The organism is Gilvimarinus sp. 2_MG-2023 (assembly GCF_030547685.1).
Classification (GTDB): Bacteria; Pseudomonadota; Gammaproteobacteria; order Pseudomonadales; family Cellvibrionaceae; genus Gilvimarinus.
Genome location: NZ_JAUOQM010000041.1, coordinates 24082 through 45764, shown reverse-complemented (window position 1 = coordinate 45764; position 21683 = coordinate 24082). Strand labels below are relative to the sequence as shown.

General features: G+C 46.8%; 11 protein-coding genes. 2 read left to right on the top strand and 9 right to left on the bottom strand.

The annotated features are described in order from the left end of the window. Window positions 1-24: 24 nt before the first annotated feature. From Q4526_RS08935 to Q4526_RS08895, 9 genes are all read right to left on the bottom strand, one after another. Entirely contained in the window at window positions 25-1899 is a 1875-nt protein-coding gene (locus tag Q4526_RS08935) for a CRTAC1 family protein (RefSeq protein ID WP_215976721.1), read from the bottom strand. A gap of 70 nt (window positions 1900-1969) precedes the next feature. Next, window positions 1970-3409 (bottom strand): family 16 glycosylhydrolase, encoded by a 1440-nt coding sequence (locus Q4526_RS08930; RefSeq protein ID WP_303609597.1) that lies wholly within the window; start codon window positions 3407-3409, stop codon window positions 1970-1972. A 144-nt stretch (window positions 3410-3553) separates the two neighbouring features. Then, window positions 3554-4450 (bottom strand): family 16 glycosylhydrolase, encoded by an 897-nt coding sequence (locus Q4526_RS08925; protein ID WP_215976720.1) that lies wholly within the window; start codon window positions 4448-4450, stop codon window positions 3554-3556. Between the two features lie 112 nt (window positions 4451-4562). Next, on the bottom strand, window positions 4563-4826 hold the full coding sequence (locus tag Q4526_RS08920) for a hypothetical protein (protein ID WP_215976719.1): 264 nt from the start codon (window positions 4824-4826) through the stop codon (window positions 4563-4565). Between the two features lie 124 nt (window positions 4827-4950). Beyond that, complete coding sequence (locus Q4526_RS08915) at window positions 4951-6414, bottom strand: sulfatase-like hydrolase/transferase (protein WP_215976718.1); 1464 nt, start codon at window positions 6412-6414, stop codon at window positions 4951-4953. A 25-nt stretch (window positions 6415-6439) separates the two neighbouring features. Continuing rightward, window positions 6440-7963, bottom strand: a complete 1524-nt coding sequence (locus Q4526_RS08910; protein WP_215976717.1) for a sulfatase-like hydrolase/transferase — start codon at window positions 7961-7963, stop codon at window positions 6440-6442. A gap of 48 nt (window positions 7964-8011) precedes the next feature. Next, entirely contained in the window at window positions 8012-9856 is a 1845-nt protein-coding gene (locus Q4526_RS08905) for a hypothetical protein (RefSeq protein WP_215976716.1), read from the bottom strand. Between the two features lie 108 nt (window positions 9857-9964). Beyond that, window positions 9965-11827, bottom strand: a complete 1863-nt coding sequence (locus Q4526_RS08900; RefSeq protein WP_215976715.1) for an Ig-like domain-containing protein — start codon at window positions 11825-11827, stop codon at window positions 9965-9967. Between the two features lie 66 nt (window positions 11828-11893). Next, entirely contained in the window at window positions 11894-15616 is a 3723-nt protein-coding gene (locus Q4526_RS08895; RefSeq protein ID WP_215976714.1) for a TonB-dependent receptor, read from the bottom strand. 482 nt (window positions 15617-16098) lie between these two features. On the opposite strand from Q4526_RS08895, the gene Q4526_RS08890 reads away from it, so the two are divergent. Continuing rightward, a complete protein-coding gene (locus Q4526_RS08890; RefSeq protein ID WP_215976713.1) occupies window positions 16099-18441 on the top strand; it encodes an Ig-like domain-containing protein in 2343 nt (780 codons plus the stop codon). 99 nt (window positions 18442-18540) lie between these two features. Next, window positions 18541-21645, top strand: coding sequence for a LamG-like jellyroll fold domain-containing protein (locus Q4526_RS08885; protein ID WP_215976712.1), 3105 nt, complete (start codon window positions 18541-18543; stop codon window positions 21643-21645). The last annotated feature ends 38 nt before the right edge of the window (window positions 21646-21683 follow it).

Below are 21683 nucleotides of genomic sequence, written 5' to 3'. Positions count from 1 at the left end.
TTTACTTTTTAAGTATTTCCATAATTAAAAGTTAACGATATTAATGGCGTCTACATTCACATCTTTAATAACGGCCAAATCACCATTGGTTCGCGTCACTTTAACGCTATCTACCGTGCTGCAATCGCCTAAGCCAAAGTGCAGGTACCGATTGTAACTGCGAGAGTATGAAGCGCTGGTATCACCAGCTCGTGCGATTTGAGTGCGACCACAGGCGGTAACCTCAACTCGAGCATCTAACCACGTGACTCTTCCTGTTTCTTCCGTGCCAAAATCGAGCAAGACATAGTGATGCTGGTCGGCCTCTTGCAGTTCATTTTGAAACAAACTCCATTTTCCACGCTCATTGCCAAACATTAAATCTACTTTGCCATCGAGATTAACATCAGCTGACCCCAGTGCCATGCCAATAGCACCAGGCTCATGCATTGTTAAATTGGGAAAGCTAATTTTTTTAAATCCACTACCAGATTTATTGATAAGCACTTGCGGGGTTAACGGGTCGGCGAGATTGCCGCGAGGCATCACGACCAAATCTTGCCAGCCATCATTATTGAGATCGGAAGCCAATACAGCCATGTTATGTGATGGCTCATTGTCGATCACCTCTACTGAGGCTCGCTGATAACGACCACCCATGTTTTCCAGTAAAATATCCTGCGGCCCAGCCTTATACGGCTGAGCTTGACAACCTGACAAATTGGTAACCGCAACAGTGAGCGGGGACCAACTGGAACCGGCTAGACGCCAACCCTCGTTGCCAATATAACCTGCGTACAAGCCATTTTTTTCCAGTTTGTCAGGCCAGCCTAACGAATCGCTGCTAATTAGGTTAATATCGGCGCCACTGTAGGTTTCCCCAGTGAACTCATATTCATAAGCAGACTCACCAATCCATAATTTTTTATTGGGCCATGGAGATTGATAATTTTTTATACTAATAGTTTCACCGGCCAGAATAACACCAAAATCAAAGCGTCCTCGCTTACCATAGCCGGCCCATATAGAACCGTCGGAACTGCAAAAATTCTGGCCAGATTCAAACTCTTGACCACGGCTTAAATAAATATCCATATCACCATCGCCGTCGTAATCAAGCTGTGCAATACCAGTAACATTACCGATGGGTTGATCGAATATATTCGGCTGAGCCACGCTAAAGCCTAAGCTATCTTTACCGATAAACGCTCGCAGGGCTTTATGACCGTACATCAACAAATCCGATACACCATCGTTGTTAATATCGGTGACAAACGTTTTCTGACCGTCTCCGTAAGAGCGTGCCAGAGTACGACTCCCCGAAAAACCCGTTTCAGGCTTATTATCGTAGATATAATTTTCACTACCTTTCACATTTTTATCGGGAAACGCGAAGTTTAATAAATCCAAATCACCATCAGTATCGCCATCAAACAACACTAAAGTTCGCCCGCGCATACCGGCAAGTGATTCATCCTGCTCACGCATCTCGCTAAACTGTCGATCTTTATGAGCTTTAAAGACTCGAGCCGTACGCGCATTGCTGCCCGAGCCACCACCGCGCGAGAGTAACAATTCAAGCAAGCCATCATTGTCTATATCCCCCACTGTCACACCGTGAATATCACCCATTAGCAAATCCCAGGGTTCGGCAAACTCACCCTCATCATTCCATGCGACTTGAATGCCGTAACCGTGATTATTAAGCACTGCATCTACCCAACCGTCTTGATCTAAGTCAGCAAAAACAGGGGCGTCCCATTTACGCATATTACGATCATTATGGGACAAATTTTGAGCAAAGACAAATTCCCCCATTGCTTGAGTTGTAGCTTCTGTAGGATTTTTCGGTTGAGTTTGGCAGGCAACCAATGATGCGCCAATTAGACAAAAAGCAAGCTGTGGGGAGATTAGTTTCATAGTCGACTCAAGGTATATCTATGCAAAAAGAACACTGCCGTCAAATATAGGACGACGGCAGTGGTAAGGTTTAGTGTTCGATTGAAATTTCGTCAAGATAGGCGCGGGTATCAGCACCGGCCTCGTTTTGTACAAAGGTTATACTCATGGTTTCAGTGTTGCTAGTTTGCTCATCAAGCATAATTTTTTGCTCGATCGTATGCCACTGACCAGGTTTAAAAGTGGCTGTATCATCAAGCGAGATACCAAGCTTGGCTTTATTTAGCTGAATTGATATTCCATCTAGCTGACTGCCAGGCTCAAGCCATAACTTAGCCTTTAATGTATAGCTACCAGGCTCTAGTGCGAGCGTCCCTGCAGGGGTAGTGGCAATGGCGGTAGCTGCTCTATTACGTGATTCAAATCGCAGGCTGCGAGTGCCTGCCGAGTGATGCTCGTGTCGAACAACGGCCAAATGCTGTGACGAGTCATCGTGAATCTGCCAAAATTTTTGGTAAGCATTGTTAGTTGGATTTTCTGGGGTTAAATCCAGCGGCTTAGATTGACCTTCATACAAATAAGGTCCTTCAAAGCCGTAAAAGTGACGCGCCAGTAAATTAGCATGAGGCTTTTGCCAAACGCGAACATAATCAATCTCATAATCTACTGGCAACTCATCCTTGCGGGGTAAGCCCAACCAAACAAAAATCTCTGAGTCAAACCAGATCTCCAATGGATTGGTAAGAACCCAGTGGCGTCCAACCTCCTCTTGTGTAACTTCGTACTTGAGTTCGCCATCTAGATAGAGCTTTAAATAATCCTCGCCCCACTCCGCACCATACACATGAAACTCATCTGCAACGCGAAAACCTAGATCCTCTTTCATGCCAAATTTACGAGTGGGGCGCTTGGCGGGTGGGCGCCAATCGTGCACTGATGCCTTCCAGTTAGTAGCGGTAATATCATGCGCGATAGATGGCTTGCCCATTTGCTCATATATATCTAGCTCGGACTGATAGCCAATAGTCCAAAATGAGCTCGTCATGGCCGCATCGCCCGCTTTAGTACGTACCTCCATGTAACCGTTTAAAAAACGCTTGCGGCTAATCGCCGCGCCCGTTGTTACAGGAAAGGCTTCCCCTTCGTGGCGACCATAGGCATCGTTGCGTGAGCCATCAGCGTAATTTTCATTGGCAAAATCAAAATCTGGCTCCCACTGCGTGCGAATTTTTAGCTTACCATCCTCTACCAATACATTATGGGGAGCAAATTGCGATGGCGGGCGGCCTTTCCAAATGTAGTAATCGCCTTGCTCACCTTCAACAAACCACTTAGAAGTATCCAGCTCACCGGCGTTAAATTCGTCACTGATATCATTATTAAGCACCCATCCAGCGCCATTCTCCGGATCGGATAGGGGGAAGCCGACTTTGACAGAAGCAGTCGATTGAGACTCGTGAGCACTATGTGCGTTGAGTGAAAACATGCACGTTGCGGCCAAGACGCAAGTGAAAATAAGGTTATTATTCACGCGGGGGTTCTCCTACATCTGTACAAACTCATTATCGTTATAGACTGGGCCACAGTTAAGATAACCCAAATATATACCAATATAAACATATGATGTTTATATTGGCAAGTCAAAACGCTCTGCTCTTAGTGATACGCGCGTTTGTTAGGGAGTTTTTTGGAAGAACCTGACATAGTCTACCTGCATCTCACTCGGGAGCTGCGAATTATCTATCGCCGGGGTTGGCCCTAAAAATGTTCCAATTGAGGTAAGCCAGATGTTCACATCATTATGCTGGAATTGCTCAGCAGCAAACGCAGTTTCCGATACCAACGCCCCATCAAAGAAGTATCGTAAATGAGTGTCGGTAAATTCCATGCCAATCACATGAAAGTCGCTGAGCAAGGTGTCTTCTGCAAACCTTATTTGTCGAGTGCCAACTTTGTTTTGACGCCTGCCGGGGTCTTCTGTGCCAGGTTCGGGTTTCCACTGATGAGCATCTGTCTGATAATGTTGTAAATCGATAGAATCGTTTTCAAATGGATCCAACTCTATATGACTGACTAAGTCATCCTCAACCGTGACGCCTGAGCGCATCATCCAAAAGGAGCTATGCCAACCCGCACTAGGGGGTACACGCAAGCGAGCCTCGTAAAAACCATAGCGAAAGAACTTATTGGAGATGATGCCACCACCACTGTATTGAACCACCCCAGCAGGGTCGTCCCCCTCTTCTTGTCCGGGCTGCAAAGCGGTATTGTTAGGGCATTCACTGGCTTCCTGTCTTAGGTGTATACGATACAAGCCACCCGACACACTGTTGTTACGGGCTTTTTGCTGACTCCAATGCTTACAATCGAGCCGGTAATGCCATTTCGACTCATTGACATAATCACCATTAAACTCATCGGACCAACTCAGCGTATAGCCGGACACGGGAGTATCACCATAGGGGGCGACAACCGTTGAGCTATCCGAAACAGCCAATGAGGCATTGTAGCAACCGCTTAAGCCCAGCGCTAAATAACATACCAACCAGGTCGTATTTTTTGATTTTTTCATCGAGTGCTGTTAACGCCGCTATTATGCGGCTGCCTTGTTGTTGATTAAATTATGGCAGTCTTTTTTGCCATAATCTGAGTGATGGAAAAGTAACTCGCTGTACATGGCTTCGCTATAACTTTTCGGAAACCATTTTTTTGTATTGGGACTTTACAAACCACCACATGGCACCCCCCCAAAACAGCCCACCAACTGGAAATAAAACCAGAGATAAAACAACGGTATTTATAGTTTGAGTAGTACCCGTAAAATGCTGAATTATAGAAAATAGAATTGCAGTCGATACTCCCCAGCCCAACACCCCACTAACGAGAATGAATTTCAACATCCCTTTTTGTACTGTACGCTCTAACCTATCTTTCTTTCGACTATCCATCGATGACTTCTCTTTCCTATAACAACTCTATCCAGTATAGCCGCCGAAAATGTAAAAATGGTTACTCAAAAATATTCGGCGATGGTGCATCGCCGAAACATTTGAAGAAGGCTTTATACTTTAATCAATAGCTCTTACCTTCGAGCAAATCAAAGGTTTCATGAAACCGCGGCATAGACTCCTCGCGCCATAAAAAACCTTCTTTTTGAATATGAAACCAACGCGGTTGAACATGGGTCCAGCTCCATACGTTAGCGTCAGTGACCAAATCGTGGAGTAAGTTGGGCTTCTCTTCGCTCAAATCTTTACTCTCGGCAGGATCCGCTGCGACATCATACAGAGCCCAAGGCTCTTTACCGACACGAACTGCCTTCCACTGGTCACGAATAGCGGCAGTGTCACTATGATCACCGCGGTGGCGCATGGCAAAAAAAGTTTCGCCTTTTCGCGCACTTTCACCCGTCTGCAGCGCCGGCCATAGATTTTCCCCATCCAACTCTAACCCTTGAGGCAGCTCAGCCTCAGCCAAAGAGGCAAAAGTGGGGAACAAGTCCAACGCATTTACGGGGTGCTTATAATGGCTATTACTTTTAATTTTACCCGGCCAGTGTACAAACATAGGCACCCTAAAACCGCCTTCTAGAGCACTGCCTTTACCTGCACGTAAAGGGTCATTATTGGCTCCTTGGCTGAGTTTTCCGCCGTTATCGCTCAAGAATACAACCACTGTATTGTCATACTGTCCAGTTTCTTTAAGGGTATCAATTACTCGCTTTACACCGCGATCGAGCGCGTAAACCATTCCCGCGTAAGTTTTTCGTTTTTTATCTTTAATATGAGGAAACTTAGCCATGTCTTCAGGCTTAGCTTGGAGTGGTGTATGTGGCGCGTTATAGGCTAAATATAAAAACCAGGGCTGCTCTTTTTTACTGCCGTCAGTGACAAATTTAACCGCCTCGCGTGAAAGCGCATCAGTTATATATTCCGTCTCTCGCACCCTTTGACCATTGTGCTCAAGGGGCAGTAAATAATGTGGAATATCAGTACGACCAGCCGCTCTCAAGGCATCATAGCGCCGATTGAAATCTTCGGGGAAGTAATTATGGCCACCGTTTAAGAAGCCGTAAAACTCGTCAAAGCCACGATTGTTCGGATGGTATTTATCGGTCTCACCTAAATGCCACTTACCAATAGCACCGGTAAAGTAATTGCTATCCTGCAGTACATCACTAACAAAAACTTCCGACTCAGGGACCCCCACACCTCCCGACATATAGATGTCGGGTAAATTAAATTGTGAACCAAATTTGTGTGGGTACCGCCCTGTCATTAATCCCGCTCGGCTAGGACCACAAAAAGCATGGGCCACGTAAGCTTGCGAGAAAGTTACCCCCTCGTTAGCGAGCTCATCCAAGGAGGGGGTTGTGATGTCGGATGAACCGTTAAATCCAACATCGGCATAACCTAAATCGTCAGCCAATATTAATAAAATATTAGGTCGCTCATCAGCTGCACCAGCACTTGTAGAAAATAATATAACTGCACCTAGTAAATAACTAAGACTGCGTTGCAAAGCATTTAAAATCATAGCGTAGATACTCTTGTTACATCTGTTAAACGTTATTAATCATTTTCATATAGCGACGATATTTAGACAACAATGGATCATCAATTCGAATTAATTCTTGCTCTAATAATTGGATCATATAATCACGCTGTTTTTTGTAATCAGCACTATTAGCTAGATTATTAATTTCGCCAGGATCTTTTCGTAAATCGTAAAACTCGTCACGAGTTTCGCCCGGATTCCAAACAAATTTATATTCGGGTGTACGAATGGCGCGAATACCAAACCAACCACCGTTATACCACTCATAAGCGTACAGAGCTTTATCTACCTTACCCGCCTCGGCTTTATCACCCTGTTCAATTAGCGGTGCCAGCGAATGGCCATCCACGTCACCATCGGGTGACAAGCTCATCCACTCACTCAAGGTAGGGGCTATATCTAACATTGACACTTGTCGATTAACCTTTTTGGGAGACTCCCCCGGCACTCGGACAAACAGCGGCATACGCATTAGTTCGTCGTAAGCATAGGGACCCTTATCGTATAAACCGTGTTCACCTAGCATACTGCCCTGATCGCCTGCAAAAACAATGTATAAGTCATCGTATAAGCCTTCTTTTTTTGCGGTATCTAACAATTGCTCAACGGCGTGATCTAGCATGGCAACAGCGCCATAATAGAATGTTCGCATCTTTCTCCAATCAGTATCGGTCAGATGTTCAACATCGTGCCAGGGCCAGTAAGGCTCATCCTGCGACATGGGCTTGTTTTTACGCTGTGTACGATAGTTTTCTGGCAGCTCAACTGTTTCGGGGTCAAACATGCTGGCGTAAGGCTCAGGGACCCGGTACGGTGGATGTGGCTGATGGAAACTGACGACACCAAAGAATGGTTGCTCTTTTTCGGCGGCTTGCTGCATCATTTTTTGTCCGTGCTCTACAATACGGGCAGTTTCCGTATCGGCATAAGTGCCCGGTAAGGTTTGATAGTACATATGCTTTTCGCCATTAGCATCGAGCTTACCCTGCTTGTACTGTTCAACTTTTGCAGCAATTTCTCGTGGTGCCCAGCCTCGCTCGTGACGATCATGCTGTAAGTTGTCGGCATCGTACACATAATCAGCACCACGTAAGTTAGTGCCTTGGGCGCCAAGGTGCCACTTACCTGCATAGCCCACAAAATACCCTTCATCGGCGGCTCGTTTTATAAGACCACCTTGCTCTAAGGGGAGCTCTTCATAGCGCGAGTGAAACAGGTAAATATTATCTTCTAGACCATTTTTATGCCCCCACCGCCCAGTAAATAATGCGGCGCGCGAAGGAGAGCACAAGCCGGTACTCGTCATGGCTTGGTTAAACTGAATGCCTTGATTGGCCAATGCGTCAATATTAGGCGTACTGACCGGTCCATCACGATATGAAAAAGTATCAAATCGCATATCATCGAACAGCAACATCAATACATTGGGCCGTTTGATGGGAGCTTCAGCGTCTGCCTTATCGGCGTACACGTTAATCACACCAAAAGCTAAACTTGTCACGACTAAAGCCATCAACTTTTTAAACATAAATTACCTCTGCATCACATAATCATGTCACTAGACACGGGCTTATCATTACAATCGATTAGATGGACCGCCATTAAGATTGCGTGCATCTTCGTTAAATAAAATATCTTCATTACGCAGCGGATTAATGCTCTTAGTTACAGCTTCACTAAAATCTATAGCATAGTAACCAGCCTCGTCGACTGTGACATCGGAGCTAGTATTGCCTATTTCAGTTGCATTCCTCTGGGTCGCTATCACCATGGGTGACGTGGGCTGCATTAAATACCAGCGTCGTCCGGAGTCATTATGGGGTAAATCGGCCTGAGTAATCCGGTCATCGCCCGTCACGTCTGCCAGTGCATCACGCTCAGCAGGTGACATAAAATAGGTAAGGGCATTACCAACCTCGGCTACTGGGTTGTCGGTGGTTCGCTCTAGTGTAATGTCACCGATTATTTTAGTATTTTCAAAGCGGCCGTTAATGAAGTCTCGGGCAGCTTCATGCATACGGCTTTTATCGCTTAATATCGCAGTACCGCTATCAATTGCGGTTACCGTATCAACCAAAATGTTGGTATTGATTTTACTATGAGCTTTTAACCAGACACCCGTAAATGCATTCCATACCGTCACATTATGTACTTCGATGTTATTAATAGACGACAGGTACGGGCCGGCGCGATTAATATTGTCATTTGGCGCACCATTGCCTGATTCTAGCCGTACACCAACACCATTGACCGCCTCAATATTGCTAATATAAATCCAATCGGCTCCATAGGTTTGCACCGCACCGTACCCGGTATGTGCACCCTCGATACGAATATTATCAATAGTGCCTTTCCGCGGTGTGCGTCCGTAAGTGTTGTTACGGATAATCGCGTCCGAATCGCTCAAAACCGCGCCACTTTCATCGACAAAATGGCCTTGGTCATTGGTGGCAAGTGCCTCACCCGCTTCATTTAAAAATACATCATCCGATGGATTACCGTTGGTTCCTTTACGATCCGCTAACGCGCCATCCTGATAGTCGGTGTCTGGATACATTTGCACACCGACAGATTCCGTATGATTATCCAGTATCAACACATCGGAGATTGAAAAATTTTCGGCATAATAAATGCCCACAGGAATAGCACGAGTAAAATTCCTAGAGGTATCTTTGGTTTTATCACCGTGAGGGCCGTAACTAATGGGCATATTGGTGCGCGCATCAATGGTAAAACGCTCGCCTGGCTGAGTAGAGGTGATTTGTACATTTTTAACGCGCTCGGGCATTAACTGATTTATTCTCTGACTGCGGCCAATATTAAACAAAAACTGAGTAGGGCCATTGGTTTTTAACGCCCCAATCATTTCAATGGTAACGTTCGGATCAATTTCTAATCGTGTGTTTGAAGGCATATCGATACGATCCAGACGGTACCGCTTGTTCTGGCCGTCTTCGGCTGGCCGCAAGACAACAACACCACCGTTTTCCTCATTGCCCGCAGTCTTTAATGCACTAAGAACACGCTGGGTATCATCTGTCTCTTGATTTAAATTTTCTACTGCAAAAATAATATCGGGCTCTTCATCAAACACATGATCTTCAAAGTAAACGCTTTGATCATTATCCGAGCCTCCGTCGTCACTAGAAGCTGAAGACGCATCACTGGATGATGAACTAGAGTGTGTAGAACTGCTACTGCTTTTGTCGCTTGAGCTAACCTGTGAGCTCAACGAAGAAGACGCTACCGATGATGAGGAACTAATTAGACTTGAGCTGCTTGTAGAGCTGTTGCCGGCTTGATCTGAGCTGGATTTTTCCGAACTATTGTCGGACGACCCTGAACCACATGCGGTTAACAGTAGCATTATGGTCATTACAGAAATATTTTTTCTGGCTACAGAAAAGCGTAAGAATATCATTTGGATCTCCCACATATGGACATTATTATTATGAAAAAATATTGATATGGCTGGATATGAACAGGCAGGGAAAAGCCGCCCGACGGGCGGCTTATTATGGTTGAGAAATTAATCGTTTTCGATGACTAACGAGTATTCGTCAAAGGTTACACTATCACCTGCATTGAGCCCGTATACCGCAAATTGCGACATGACGGCTGCTTGAGCATTACCCGCACCATCCCAGCTAGTTGGTACTGTAAAGGTACGTTCCCCAGATTGAAGCTTAAACTCAACATATTGCCATTCAGCGGTGTTTACCAACTCAGCCTCAAACAAAGCGGCGTGCGGTGCATTACGGCGCTCAAGCCCTGCGTAAGTTGTATGATCTGTAAACTGCCAAGGGTGAATATACTGGCGTAGAGTAACAGGCCCGTCGACATCTGTATCAAGCTTAACCCATACATTCGTCGAGAACTCAACACCATGTGACTCTGGTACACGACCAAGAGTAGCACCAAAGAAGTTGTTAGCACCGGTACTCCACATTTGATACCACATGCCATTGGGCACGGTTTCAGGATCTGCGTTTACGGCATTTATCGTCATTTTAACGCCGTTACCTACAAGGCCATCAGGGGATGTGGTAATCGCTGAGTCACCTAACGCGTTCCAAAAAGCACCACCACTAAAAGCATCACTTTCCATTTGGTAATCAAAAGCCCATGGGGTAGCCCCATCGTTCACATTAATGGTTTCACAGGCTCGGTTCGGCACCACCGTGACATCAACCGATGCATCACTGACATCGCCAACATTAACACCGCCGGTTTCACCATTAGTCAAAGACGACACTACCGTAGTGCTTGCGCCTGCAAAGCTGTTATCAGCCCCACCATCCAGCATGGCTATTTCACCAAAAGCCATAGAAGTAGTACCTTGAATAGGCATCTGGTTGCTAGATGAACTCCAGTCGTATTCGAAAACACCAGACAGCTCACCGGCAACCATATTGGGTTCTACCCGCACGGCTGACATGGTACAAGCAGGAACCGACTTCTGACCCGGCTCATCTTCATTTAAACTTAAAAAGAATGACTCAATAACATTGATAGACACTGTTTTCTGCAAGCTAGGATCAGCCTGACTGCTAACAGTCATCGTGGTTTCACCAACCGCCAAACCTTCTATCATGCCATTTTCATCAACGGTTGCAATATTGGTATCTTCAATCTCATAATCGAGAGCTGTACTGCACGCGTAATAAGGAATAGTCCCAACGCCAGATTCAACTTCAAGCCCTTTTGGAACATCCAGAGTTGCGGGTACATTTAAATCTGTTACCAGATCACTTTCGGCGGAGACGGTTAATTTAATAGTACGCTTTGTACGGCCGGCTCCATTATCGAGATAGTAATCAATGCTGTAAGTGTGTTGTGCAGGGAAGTCTAAATAACCATCCCCCTGACTAACAATATCACTAGCACCAATGGCACCTTCGTAAATGGTAGGAATAAAGTCTGAGTCATCGCACGAACGCAGCGCCTCGTCGAACATAGTAGGTGTAACCACTAACGTGTTACCTTCTACAACAAACGGCGTTAATTTATCATCCCCAATTTGCGGAACCGGAAGCGCCGCGGGGAAAATTTCAATATCTCCAGCGTCGGCTAATGCTACTGGATCTTGACCATTCGCCCAGTTGTCACGAGGGTAGCGAGTTTCGGCACCATTAAATAGCCAGCCTACAGGATAAACCCCAGGAGTTTCACTATTAATGGCTTCGCCGCCCACCGTAGCGCCCTGAGTCAAATCGATTACGACAGTTCCTTCTTGGCGATCGGTAATGCTTACCTCTATAACCTCAGTTTCGAAAACGACTGGCTCATCAGCCCCATAGCCCAAATCAAACCCTTCGTCAGCGCCGCCACACGCCGTAAGTGCTGCACTGACTGCGATTGCAATACCGCACATTTTAAATGTCTTATTCATTATACCTTCTCCAATTATTCTCATTTCGGCGGGCGTTGAGCCTGCCGAGCTGGTGTTATTAGTGGATTAGAAGCTCATACGCAGAGCAACCCGGAAAGATCGGCCTAAACGATACTGCGCATCAGTGCGACCATCGTAGACATTTGAATCATCCATAGGGTTGCCTTCATCCCAATATTCTGCCCCCTCGAAATCGCCCAACTGACGGTTTCTTGCGGTGTAAAATTGGCGAGTCACTTCATCGGTAAGATTCAGCGCATGCAAAGTCACGCTCAACGTATTGTTAACATTGTAAGTAGCACTAAAGTCTAAGTTCTCAGTCGGATCTTGCCATACAGCACCGCCATACATACCACCGTCAATCAATTGAATCCCTGTGTATTGGTGAGCCAAACGTAATTCCCAATCGCCTTGTTCCCAAAAAACAGTGGTATTAGCTGTATGCTTTGGAGTGTTGGCTGCAGGCAACGGATTACTGTACTGATCGGTAGTACCCGGTATTAAGACTGCATCACGCTCGGACTCTTGGTAGGTATAATTCATACTTACCCCCAGACCCGAAAACGCTCCAGGCAGAGAATCAAACATTTGTGTATAACCCAGCTCCACACCGGAGATAGTTTGCCCGTCACCGTTCTGCACCTGAGAGATAATAGCTGTATGACAATCAATGAATACTGGCTCCAGAGACTGCGCCGCATGGGCACGATGTGGCATACAGGTGGCACCACTCTCATCTAGCACATCGCCAGGCTTAACCGTTTCATCGTAAGGAAGAAGAATGCTCAAATCATCTAAATCATACTCAGAACGCACATCTTTGTAGTAGTAGCGGGTATCAACATCTTCCTCAAAGTTATCCATGTCTTTGTGAAACAAAGCAACAGACACCATATCTCCTTCACCAAAATACCACTCATATGACAAATCAAGGTTTTTAGACTCTAGAGGTTGTAATGAGGTGTTACCGGAGGAGCCGTTTGCAAAGCTATCCCACTGGTTTTCATTAACCTGCAACCGAGGAGCCAAAGAGTCGAAACGTGGTCGGGCCATGGTTTTCGAGCTAGCAAAACGTAAAATCATATCGTCAGATATCATATAATTTAAGTTTAAGCTTGGCAGCCATGCCTCATATGAACCACTATCGGCAGTTGGCGCGTTGCGAAAGTTGGCAACTGGCGTGTTGCCAGCAGGGCCAGTAAACGCTGTGGAATAATCAACGTATGGCTGCAAGCCGCCACGGAAAGCCCGACCACGCAAGCGATCTTTATAGCCCGTTAGCTGTAACTCGCCATCCACCATCTCATAAATCTGGGAGGGCACTGCGCTGTTTTCTACGATGACAGGGTTGTTAGGGTCAGAATAGTCCACCCTCAACACTCGGTTAACATCGTAGTCAGGAACACCACCACTATCGATAAAGCGCCAATCAGGAGATGGCACACCTGTTTCCGGTGCCTGCACCACACCACCTTCTACAGGAATGGTGTTTTCATTGTCGTAGTCATAAGCGTGTGTAATTCTCCAGTCCCAGCAGTTACGTAAATCACCAACGTTCTCCCACGGGGAAGCGGGACCATCGAGGCTTTGCGATGGAACATCACACGCAGGTAAATTTTCATTTGCCAATTGACGCTCAACGATCAATTCATGCCAATCAACTGCGTGAGGCCCTCGATACCATTGGACGGAACCATAGGCGGTCGCATCCGTTTCATCTTTAACATAACGAACACCAACATTACCTGTCAGGCGCCCTTCCATAAACTCAAAATTACCTTTCAGATAGGCAGCTTGAGTTTCTGTTTCAATAACACGCGATTGAGATGGATCAGATCGCAGGCTGACGGTATCTGGATCAGTTCCTGTGAAGGCCGCTACGGCTTTATCTGGGTCAATACTCGGCCAGCCGTTAAAGAAATCATTGCTCCGGTCTTCAACTAGACCTTCAGCAAAGTTATCAACGGGGAAGGCACCAGTATCCAGCATATCAATCAAATGAATACTGTCCATGCCCTCACCACCGTAACTGATGTCGGGGTTTTCGTCATCCACTAAGGTTGACGAGTTTTGCGCTAATTGGCGGTCTGTAAATACATCTTTCTCACGATTGGCAACTTTTACCCCAAACTCAACGTCTGTCAGATAAAATGCATCTACATGCCAATCAAAATCCATATTAAAAGTAGCATTCGTATCTGATTGCTCGCGGAAGGTTTGAGCTAAATAGCCCAAGTGATTTGCGTACAAGTCATTCGGCACAAACCGAGAGTGAATATTATTCCACGTCCCATAAACCGGATCGTAGCTGGCTTGGCGCTCACCGGATAAGACCGAACAGTCTCCAGTCGCGCAATCATACCCGACAAAATCATACCAATCTTCTGGCAAATCATTTGCGAGATTGTTAGTAGTGCCCCAAATTGCCGTACCTGCACCTACCCAGTCATCTGTGTCATCTGTCGTTTTAGACCATCCAGCTTGGACCTGCATATCTAGCGAATCACCAAGCTCTTGATCCCATCGCAAAGAAACAACGCTTGATTCAATTTCATTCACACCTTTAGTGCGTGCCATCAATCCGGTTCTATCGGTTGACTTCATAGAGGCAATAGTGCGATTTTCTAGATCCACACCAATCATATCGGTAGTATCTGAGCCGAAGCCGGTATACGCAGTTGATGCTGCCCAGTTAAAACGAACCGTGTTGTAGTCAACATCTCGCTCCGTATTTGTGTATGAAACATCAAGCTGAATATCTGAGGTGTCCGTGGGTTGAAATTGAATGCCGAGGTTTGATGTCCAACGAGTACGCTCGTTCTGGCTCATCGAATAGTTGGTCATATCGCGCGCGATTACGTACAAATCCTGCATCCCTACTTGGGTTTCAGGATCATAACCCGGGAGTTTATCTAATGAATTGTAATCGGGGTTAAGCGAGCTGGCCACACGAATTGGCTGCCCTGTAGCGACATCAAAAGCGCGAGGACCTGAAGCATCCACCTCACTACTGGCATCCGCAATACGAATCGAATCTTGCTGGTAGTCGTGCTGCACTGCATCTTGGCGATATTGGTAGTTGTCAAATGAAGTGGTAAAAACTAGCCCAACACTATCATCAAAAAACTTATCAGCAAAAGTGCCGTTTAAGGCGTAATCATCATTACCAGAGAAGTCGTTATAGCGTGACTGTACCTGTACGTTCCGACGAGGCGCATTAAGGTCAAGCGGCTGGAGTGTACGCAAAATCACATTGGCACCCAGTGAGCCTTCGTTTTGGTCAGCCGAGGAAGTTTTTACTACGTCAATGGAGGCTAAGATATCGGAAGAGAATGCACTCAGATCCACACTCTGATCCGCAACGGAGATACCACTACCATTGGGGTCTAGGCCACCCGTAGAACCACTGGTAAGCTCCACGCCATTCATGGACACTTGGTTCATGTAGGAAGCTGCACCACGAACCGAGATTCGCGAACCCTCGCCACCTTCATCAGTAACCGTTACGCCGGTGACACGAGACAACGCATCAGCAATATTCTGATCCGTCGATTTACCGACATCTTCAGCATAAATTGAATCAGAAACCTGATCTGAATTACGTTTAGCGTCTACCGCCCGCTCAATACTTTGACGAAAGCCAGTAACAACAACTTCCTCAAGCAGAGCCATCTCATTTTCTTTATTATCATCGGTTTCGGGATCGACGCCTTGGGCATGTAGCTGACCGGCCGAAACACTGCTTAAAATGGCAAGCGACAAGGCACTCAGTTTAAAGTTATTTTTCATACTTCCTCTCCAGATCTATACGTTATAGTTTTGTTGGAAACAGGTGGCCCCTTTGTAGTTAACGCCCGAGCCTAAGGCTTGCACATCAGTTAGGACCCGGTAGGTCCACAGCTTATTATTAGCTTAATAGACCCTATCTAAACATATGATGTTTACACTTACAACAAGTTATTAGAACTTTTTAGACTAAACTTGACGCTATATATACCATCACCCCAGTACTGTCGTATTCATTGCTCTACACCAGTCAACCCCCCCTTAAAATGACTTGACCAAACCGAGCGAATTACGTGACTTAACTCATGTTTTTTCGCATTACAACATAGATTGCACCTTATTAAACATGATATGTTTGTAATAAAACAACTTTGCAGCTAGGCTCTTGACCGATGCTGTATTTCAGGCTATCGGCACCAAACCCCTCTGGGTTTATCACTTTCAACAAACAGCCTCCACTAACAATAAATATTATAGGTAATACGATGATTTTGAACCGCTTTACTTACGTAAGCTGCTTGCTGCTGGTGGCCTCAACGGCCGCCGCTCAAGGCATACGCCCTGATGGGGCTGAACCCGGCCAGTTGCGCTGGCAAGAGCTTGGAAACCGCACTGACACTTTCAACGGTAGCACCTTGGACACGAATAAGTGGGTGAATAACCCAAGTGACTTGGTGATTGGCGCCTGGAGCTTTGACGAAAATAACGCCTATGTGGCCGACGGAAAGTTAAACATTGCTGCCACGCAAGAAACCCACACTCGAGCTTTTGCCGATGCCTGCTGGGACGGTGTTGCTGGAGGCACTCCACGCACCGTTCAGAGAGAGCTTTACTATAAAAGTGGCGCTGTTAAATCCACCAATGATGGGATTTATGGTTACTACGAGGCCTCTATTAAGGGCGTGAAAGTGTTTCCTGGTCTCAGCCCCGCCTTTTGGCTGTACAGTGACGGGCACCCCTATAACGATGCCGGCACACCTGGCAGCGTGGATTACAGTGAAATTGATATCGTCGAATTACAACAGGCCGACTGGCACGGTCCTGGGCCTAATGATGCTGACCCGATTAACGTCAGCGATCATAATCTTCATGCACGTATATTCGACGACAACGGCAACAGAATTTGGTTGCGACCAAAACCCAACCCCGCCACGCAACTTTTAAACTTTGAGGCAGATCACGACCCATCGGATGATTTTCACACCTATGCAGTCGAAAACCGACGCGATCGAATTTTTTGGTATGTAGATGGCGAATTGATAGGCTCTAAGCCCAATACTTATTGGCACCGGCCTATGCATGTTATTTTCTCAATGGGGATGCGTCGCCAATTTATTTACTACAACGCTAGCTGCCAACGCGCCGACCCCAACCCAAACAATATCACTTCGCAAGGCTTCCCAGAAGACGCCACCATGCAAGTAGATTATGTCAAAACTTGGGAAGTGCAGCCTTCTGTATGGCTAGAAAATCGCGCAAGCTACGAGAATGGATCCTTCAGCAACCAACAATCACTTGATGTGGAAGTTAATTATCACGGCGGCTCAAACCATCACGTAGTGGCGGGAAATCACAACGGCCTGGTCGTAAATTTGGTTGAAAAGAACGCCGATGGATTTGTACGTATCGCCGCCTCGGGTCATGATAGTTCGGTTACTTCATCCAGCCAGCGTTATGGCGGCAAGGTGACGATATCACTTGACATTGATCAGGTGCCTCCTTCGGCCGACTTACCGGCAGGGCATTTCTATGCGTTAGCACCGGTATTCACATCATCAGCAGGACAGGACGTGTTTATCCAAACACCACTTGAACCTGTAACTATCACCGGCAACACTCCAACTGAGCCTAATCCAGACCCGCAGCCAGGGAATAACACTCCACAAAACGGCAGTTTTGAATCTGGCAACCTAAACGGCTGGACCGTGTTAAACGGTCAGCCACGAACCAACAATGATGCTCGACAAGGCAACCGTGCGTTAACGTTTGATGGGGCAGCACGCCTAGAGCAAACGATTGCCATCCAACCCAGCACGCAATACCAACTTAGTGCATGGGGCAAAGTCGCCACGGCGGGTGACAACTTTGTTGTGGGTATCAAAAACATCAGCGCTGGGCAGTCGAGCGTACAATTTAAAAACACTGGATACCAGCAAAAATCACTAAGCTTTACAACTGGCGCCAATGACAGTTCGGCTACTATTTACATTAATAATGGTCAGGAAGCACACAGCGCTACAGTGGACGGCATTAGTGTTTCCGGCGGTTCACAGGGGGAGGCAGATGTAGGGGTTACCGGCATTCAAGTAACACCCGAAAACTTAACCCTTGCGACAGGTCAAACTCAACACTTAAATGCCACTGTACAGCCCACCTCAGCCACAAATAAAAGGCTCACCTGGATGTCTGATTCACCTGGCATTGCCAGTGTTAGTGCGCAGGGAGTCGTCACTGCTCATGCTAGCGGTGGGCCGGTCACAATTACCGCAATTTCAGACAATGGTCTGTTCACCGATTCCTCACGGATTACGGTGAGCACGAACACCCCTCCAGACAATCAGTGCCCAAACTCTTGGGTCGCCGTTACAGGCGTTTCGCTGGGTCAAGAACAATTGAACTTGACTCGCAATCAGCAATATCAACTCAACGCGGTCGTAACACCCAGCTGCGCCACTAACCCTAATGTCGCTTATACCAGTTCCGACGCGAGCGTTGTCTCCGTTACCGGTGGGGGAAACATTCTCACTCGCCGCAGCGGTACGGCAACCATTACCGTGCGTACCAAAAACGGCGGTCATACCGACACCGTTGATGTTCGCGTAGATTAATTACAGCGATTTATTTAAAGCGGTCGCTTTGGCTAGGGCCGCTACAACAACTCGCTAGTTGGTAATTTTATAACAATAAAGGCAAAGAGAGATCAAACTATGAAACTATCAATCCCAGCTCTAATGCTGACTTTCGTAACCACTGCCGCTCTGGCTGAGCCCGAGCGACCCGCTATTGATCGCACGATCCATATGGCCGAAGGCCATGTAACAGATGGATCCAATCGTCACTGGCTTAACCCCTATGTACCTCCATTAACCACCAGTAAAGATGGGCGTATTGGGTTAACTCACCGACCTTACCGAGGTGTGTTCTTTCGTTTAATCAAGCCCGAAAATATCGACGTGCCTTTTTTAGAGTCTGCCCCTGGCATGCAGATTATGAGTCAGCACGAATACCTTGACGAAATGCGGCCTGATGAAGATATTCCAAGCCGCAATACCAACGGGCATATGACCCTATGCGACCCGTCTGGAGATATGAGCGACAACCCGTTGGCCGCTCCTAATCGAGCCAACGCGAACCCATACGCTTGCGGCACCAATGGTCAAGACGACTGTTACGACTTAACTGTAATTTCTCACTTAGAAAATCGTCATATTGGCGGCACCGACGTACATGTTCGAGTAAGCAATCCTAAAACCGTCGATGCTCAAATTGCCGAAATTACCGTAGGTGAAACCTCTGAGAGCGATGTTAGCTTCACTCAAGGCTCCTTTTTTGAGCCCAGTATCACCGGTGATGGCCACTTAATGGTATCTCGTACTGACAATGCCAATATCGCTTGGCGCCACCCGAGCGGTGGTAATCGCACCACAGAGTCCGATATCGTCTACTACGTCAACGACAACCCAGACAATTTTGCCGCATGTGATGTACGCCAATTTACTAATCGCTACCCCATCGGTCACGCCCCGTATGATGACACCATCAACGAGCGCTATGGTTTTGCAATGCACCCATTTGAAACCCTAGATAACCGCGGAAACCGCTTGGTACTGCCTGACGGATTTGGATTTGGCACCTACCCGTGGATCGATAAAGACGGCGCTAATATCACTTTCACCTCTATTGGCGGAAGACTCTCTAGCGCTGGATACCCAACTCGCTGCCCCCCCGAAGTGCAGGCAAATTATGGGGGCTGCTCTGGCGGCTCAGAAAATTCACCGCTGAATGGTCGGACGTTGTTGGGCCTTTGGACCCGAGGGAAAATGGTTTTACTAGACAATATGATTAATCACATGGACAACATGGAAGATGTTCGTGAAACCTCTCATCGCGATGTTTTATTGTACGAACCAGGCAACGGTGATGATGGCTACAAACGCGTCGGGGATACTCGCAGCCGCGATATTTATACAATGCCTAACGGTAACGTACCCAATAGTAGCTTCTTTGACTCGAACGAGCACCGCTTTAACTATCTACAAAACATGCGGCCCATCAGTCCAGCTGACGTCACCTGGTTAATGAGCACTGGCCGATCTACTGACGAAGTGGTGTTTGATGACTACCTAAATGCCAATGGCTTTATTGTCTCGCATATGGTTCAGCCATTACGCATTAATACACAATATAATGTTAAACGTGCACTTGATGGCCATATACAAAATTCAGCTACGTCACCCAACTGGAACAAGCCAAACGCTGGCGAGATCATAGGCGATGGTCGCGTTGAAATTGTCGCAAACGGTGGATTCACCGGTAAAGGTTATTGGCTGGACGGTGACAATATTGGAATTGAATACTCAATTCCAGCGCAACCTCAAGATGTATTAAGCTCACCGTGGTATTACAGCTTATTTGTCGACAGTCGCAACAACAGCGGCCAGCGTTCGCTTATACAATTTCCCGATGGATCTGAGATACGCCTGCAAGGCAGCAATCAAATTGTGTTTGTTGACAATAATGGGGGAGAGATCCACTCAGTAACAAGTGTAAGTAATATACCGTTAAATGGATGGACGCACCTCGGGTTTCAGTTAAGCGATAGCAATCGTCAGATTGAGACATATATTAACGGTTATAAGGTTGATACATTTAACACCTCAAATGCTCTGTTTGTATTGAGCCCTGGCACACTTAGCCTTGGTAGTAGCGGCAACGGAAACTCTTTTCGGGGCTGGATTGATGACTTCAAGGTTTTTGCCGAAACGGTAAATCCAGAAGTGGCCTGTAATCATGCTAAAGGCACTTTAGCTGGCCTTACCTCTGGGGCAGCCTCTTCATGGCAAAACATTGCCAATGGACACCCAAACACTAGCCACCAGGAGGTGTCTTCACTACTGTCCAGCAACGGCAAGAGCACCTTTAACAGGTACGTGTGTTATCACGATTACAGTGATGACTACGCGGCTCACCTACAGAATATTCCGCAAGGATTACGCAGCGTACGGGAAGACATTAATTTCCCAGAAGGACCATTGCGGCAAGATCGTCCGCGCCCCGAGTCTCGCCAAAATGCATTTTGCACAAGTTGCCATACAGCAGACGGCCGTAGCGGGTTAGATTTAGAGGCATTAGCATTGCGTGCTGGTATTAATGCACCAGATGACGAGCGCCGCCAACCATTACAACCTGACCCGTTCGTCTACGGCAACATACCGGCTAATTGGATTAGTCCGGGTGTACCAGCTACGCGACAAGTATCTAACCGCCAGCATGCATTAAACATTGATACTCTATTGTTAGGAAGGTCAGGTGGCAGCGGGACGGGCCAAAGCTCTAGTCAGGCTTCAAGCCAAAGCTCTAACCAGACGTCAAGTCAAAGCTCTAGCCAGGCCTCAAGTCAAAGCTCTAGTCAGGCCTCAAGCCAAAGCTCTAGCCAGGCCTCAAGCCAAAGCTCTAGTCAGGCCTCAAGCCAAAGCTCTAGCCAGACCTCAAGCCAAAGCTCAGAATCAACAGTAGATGAGGGCGTTTGCGGACCGAATCAACCGAACTGGGTTCAGGCAGAAGAAGTACACCTAGACCAGAGCGGCACTGTTCAGTTGCATGTCGGAGAAACTATGCTGCTAAATGCTACAGTTTTACCAACCTGCGTGAGTCAACCTAACGTCAACTTTCAGTCCAGTAATTGGCGTATCGTCCGGCCCAATAATTCTGGTTTGATGACGGCACGTGGTCCTGGACAGGCGGTAATCACCGTCGTATCCAAGGCAGATCCCACCGTAACCGATAGTATTAACATCTTGGTTTCACCTTAATTCACGTAAAGCCTAGGTAAACATTAAACCCCATGCAT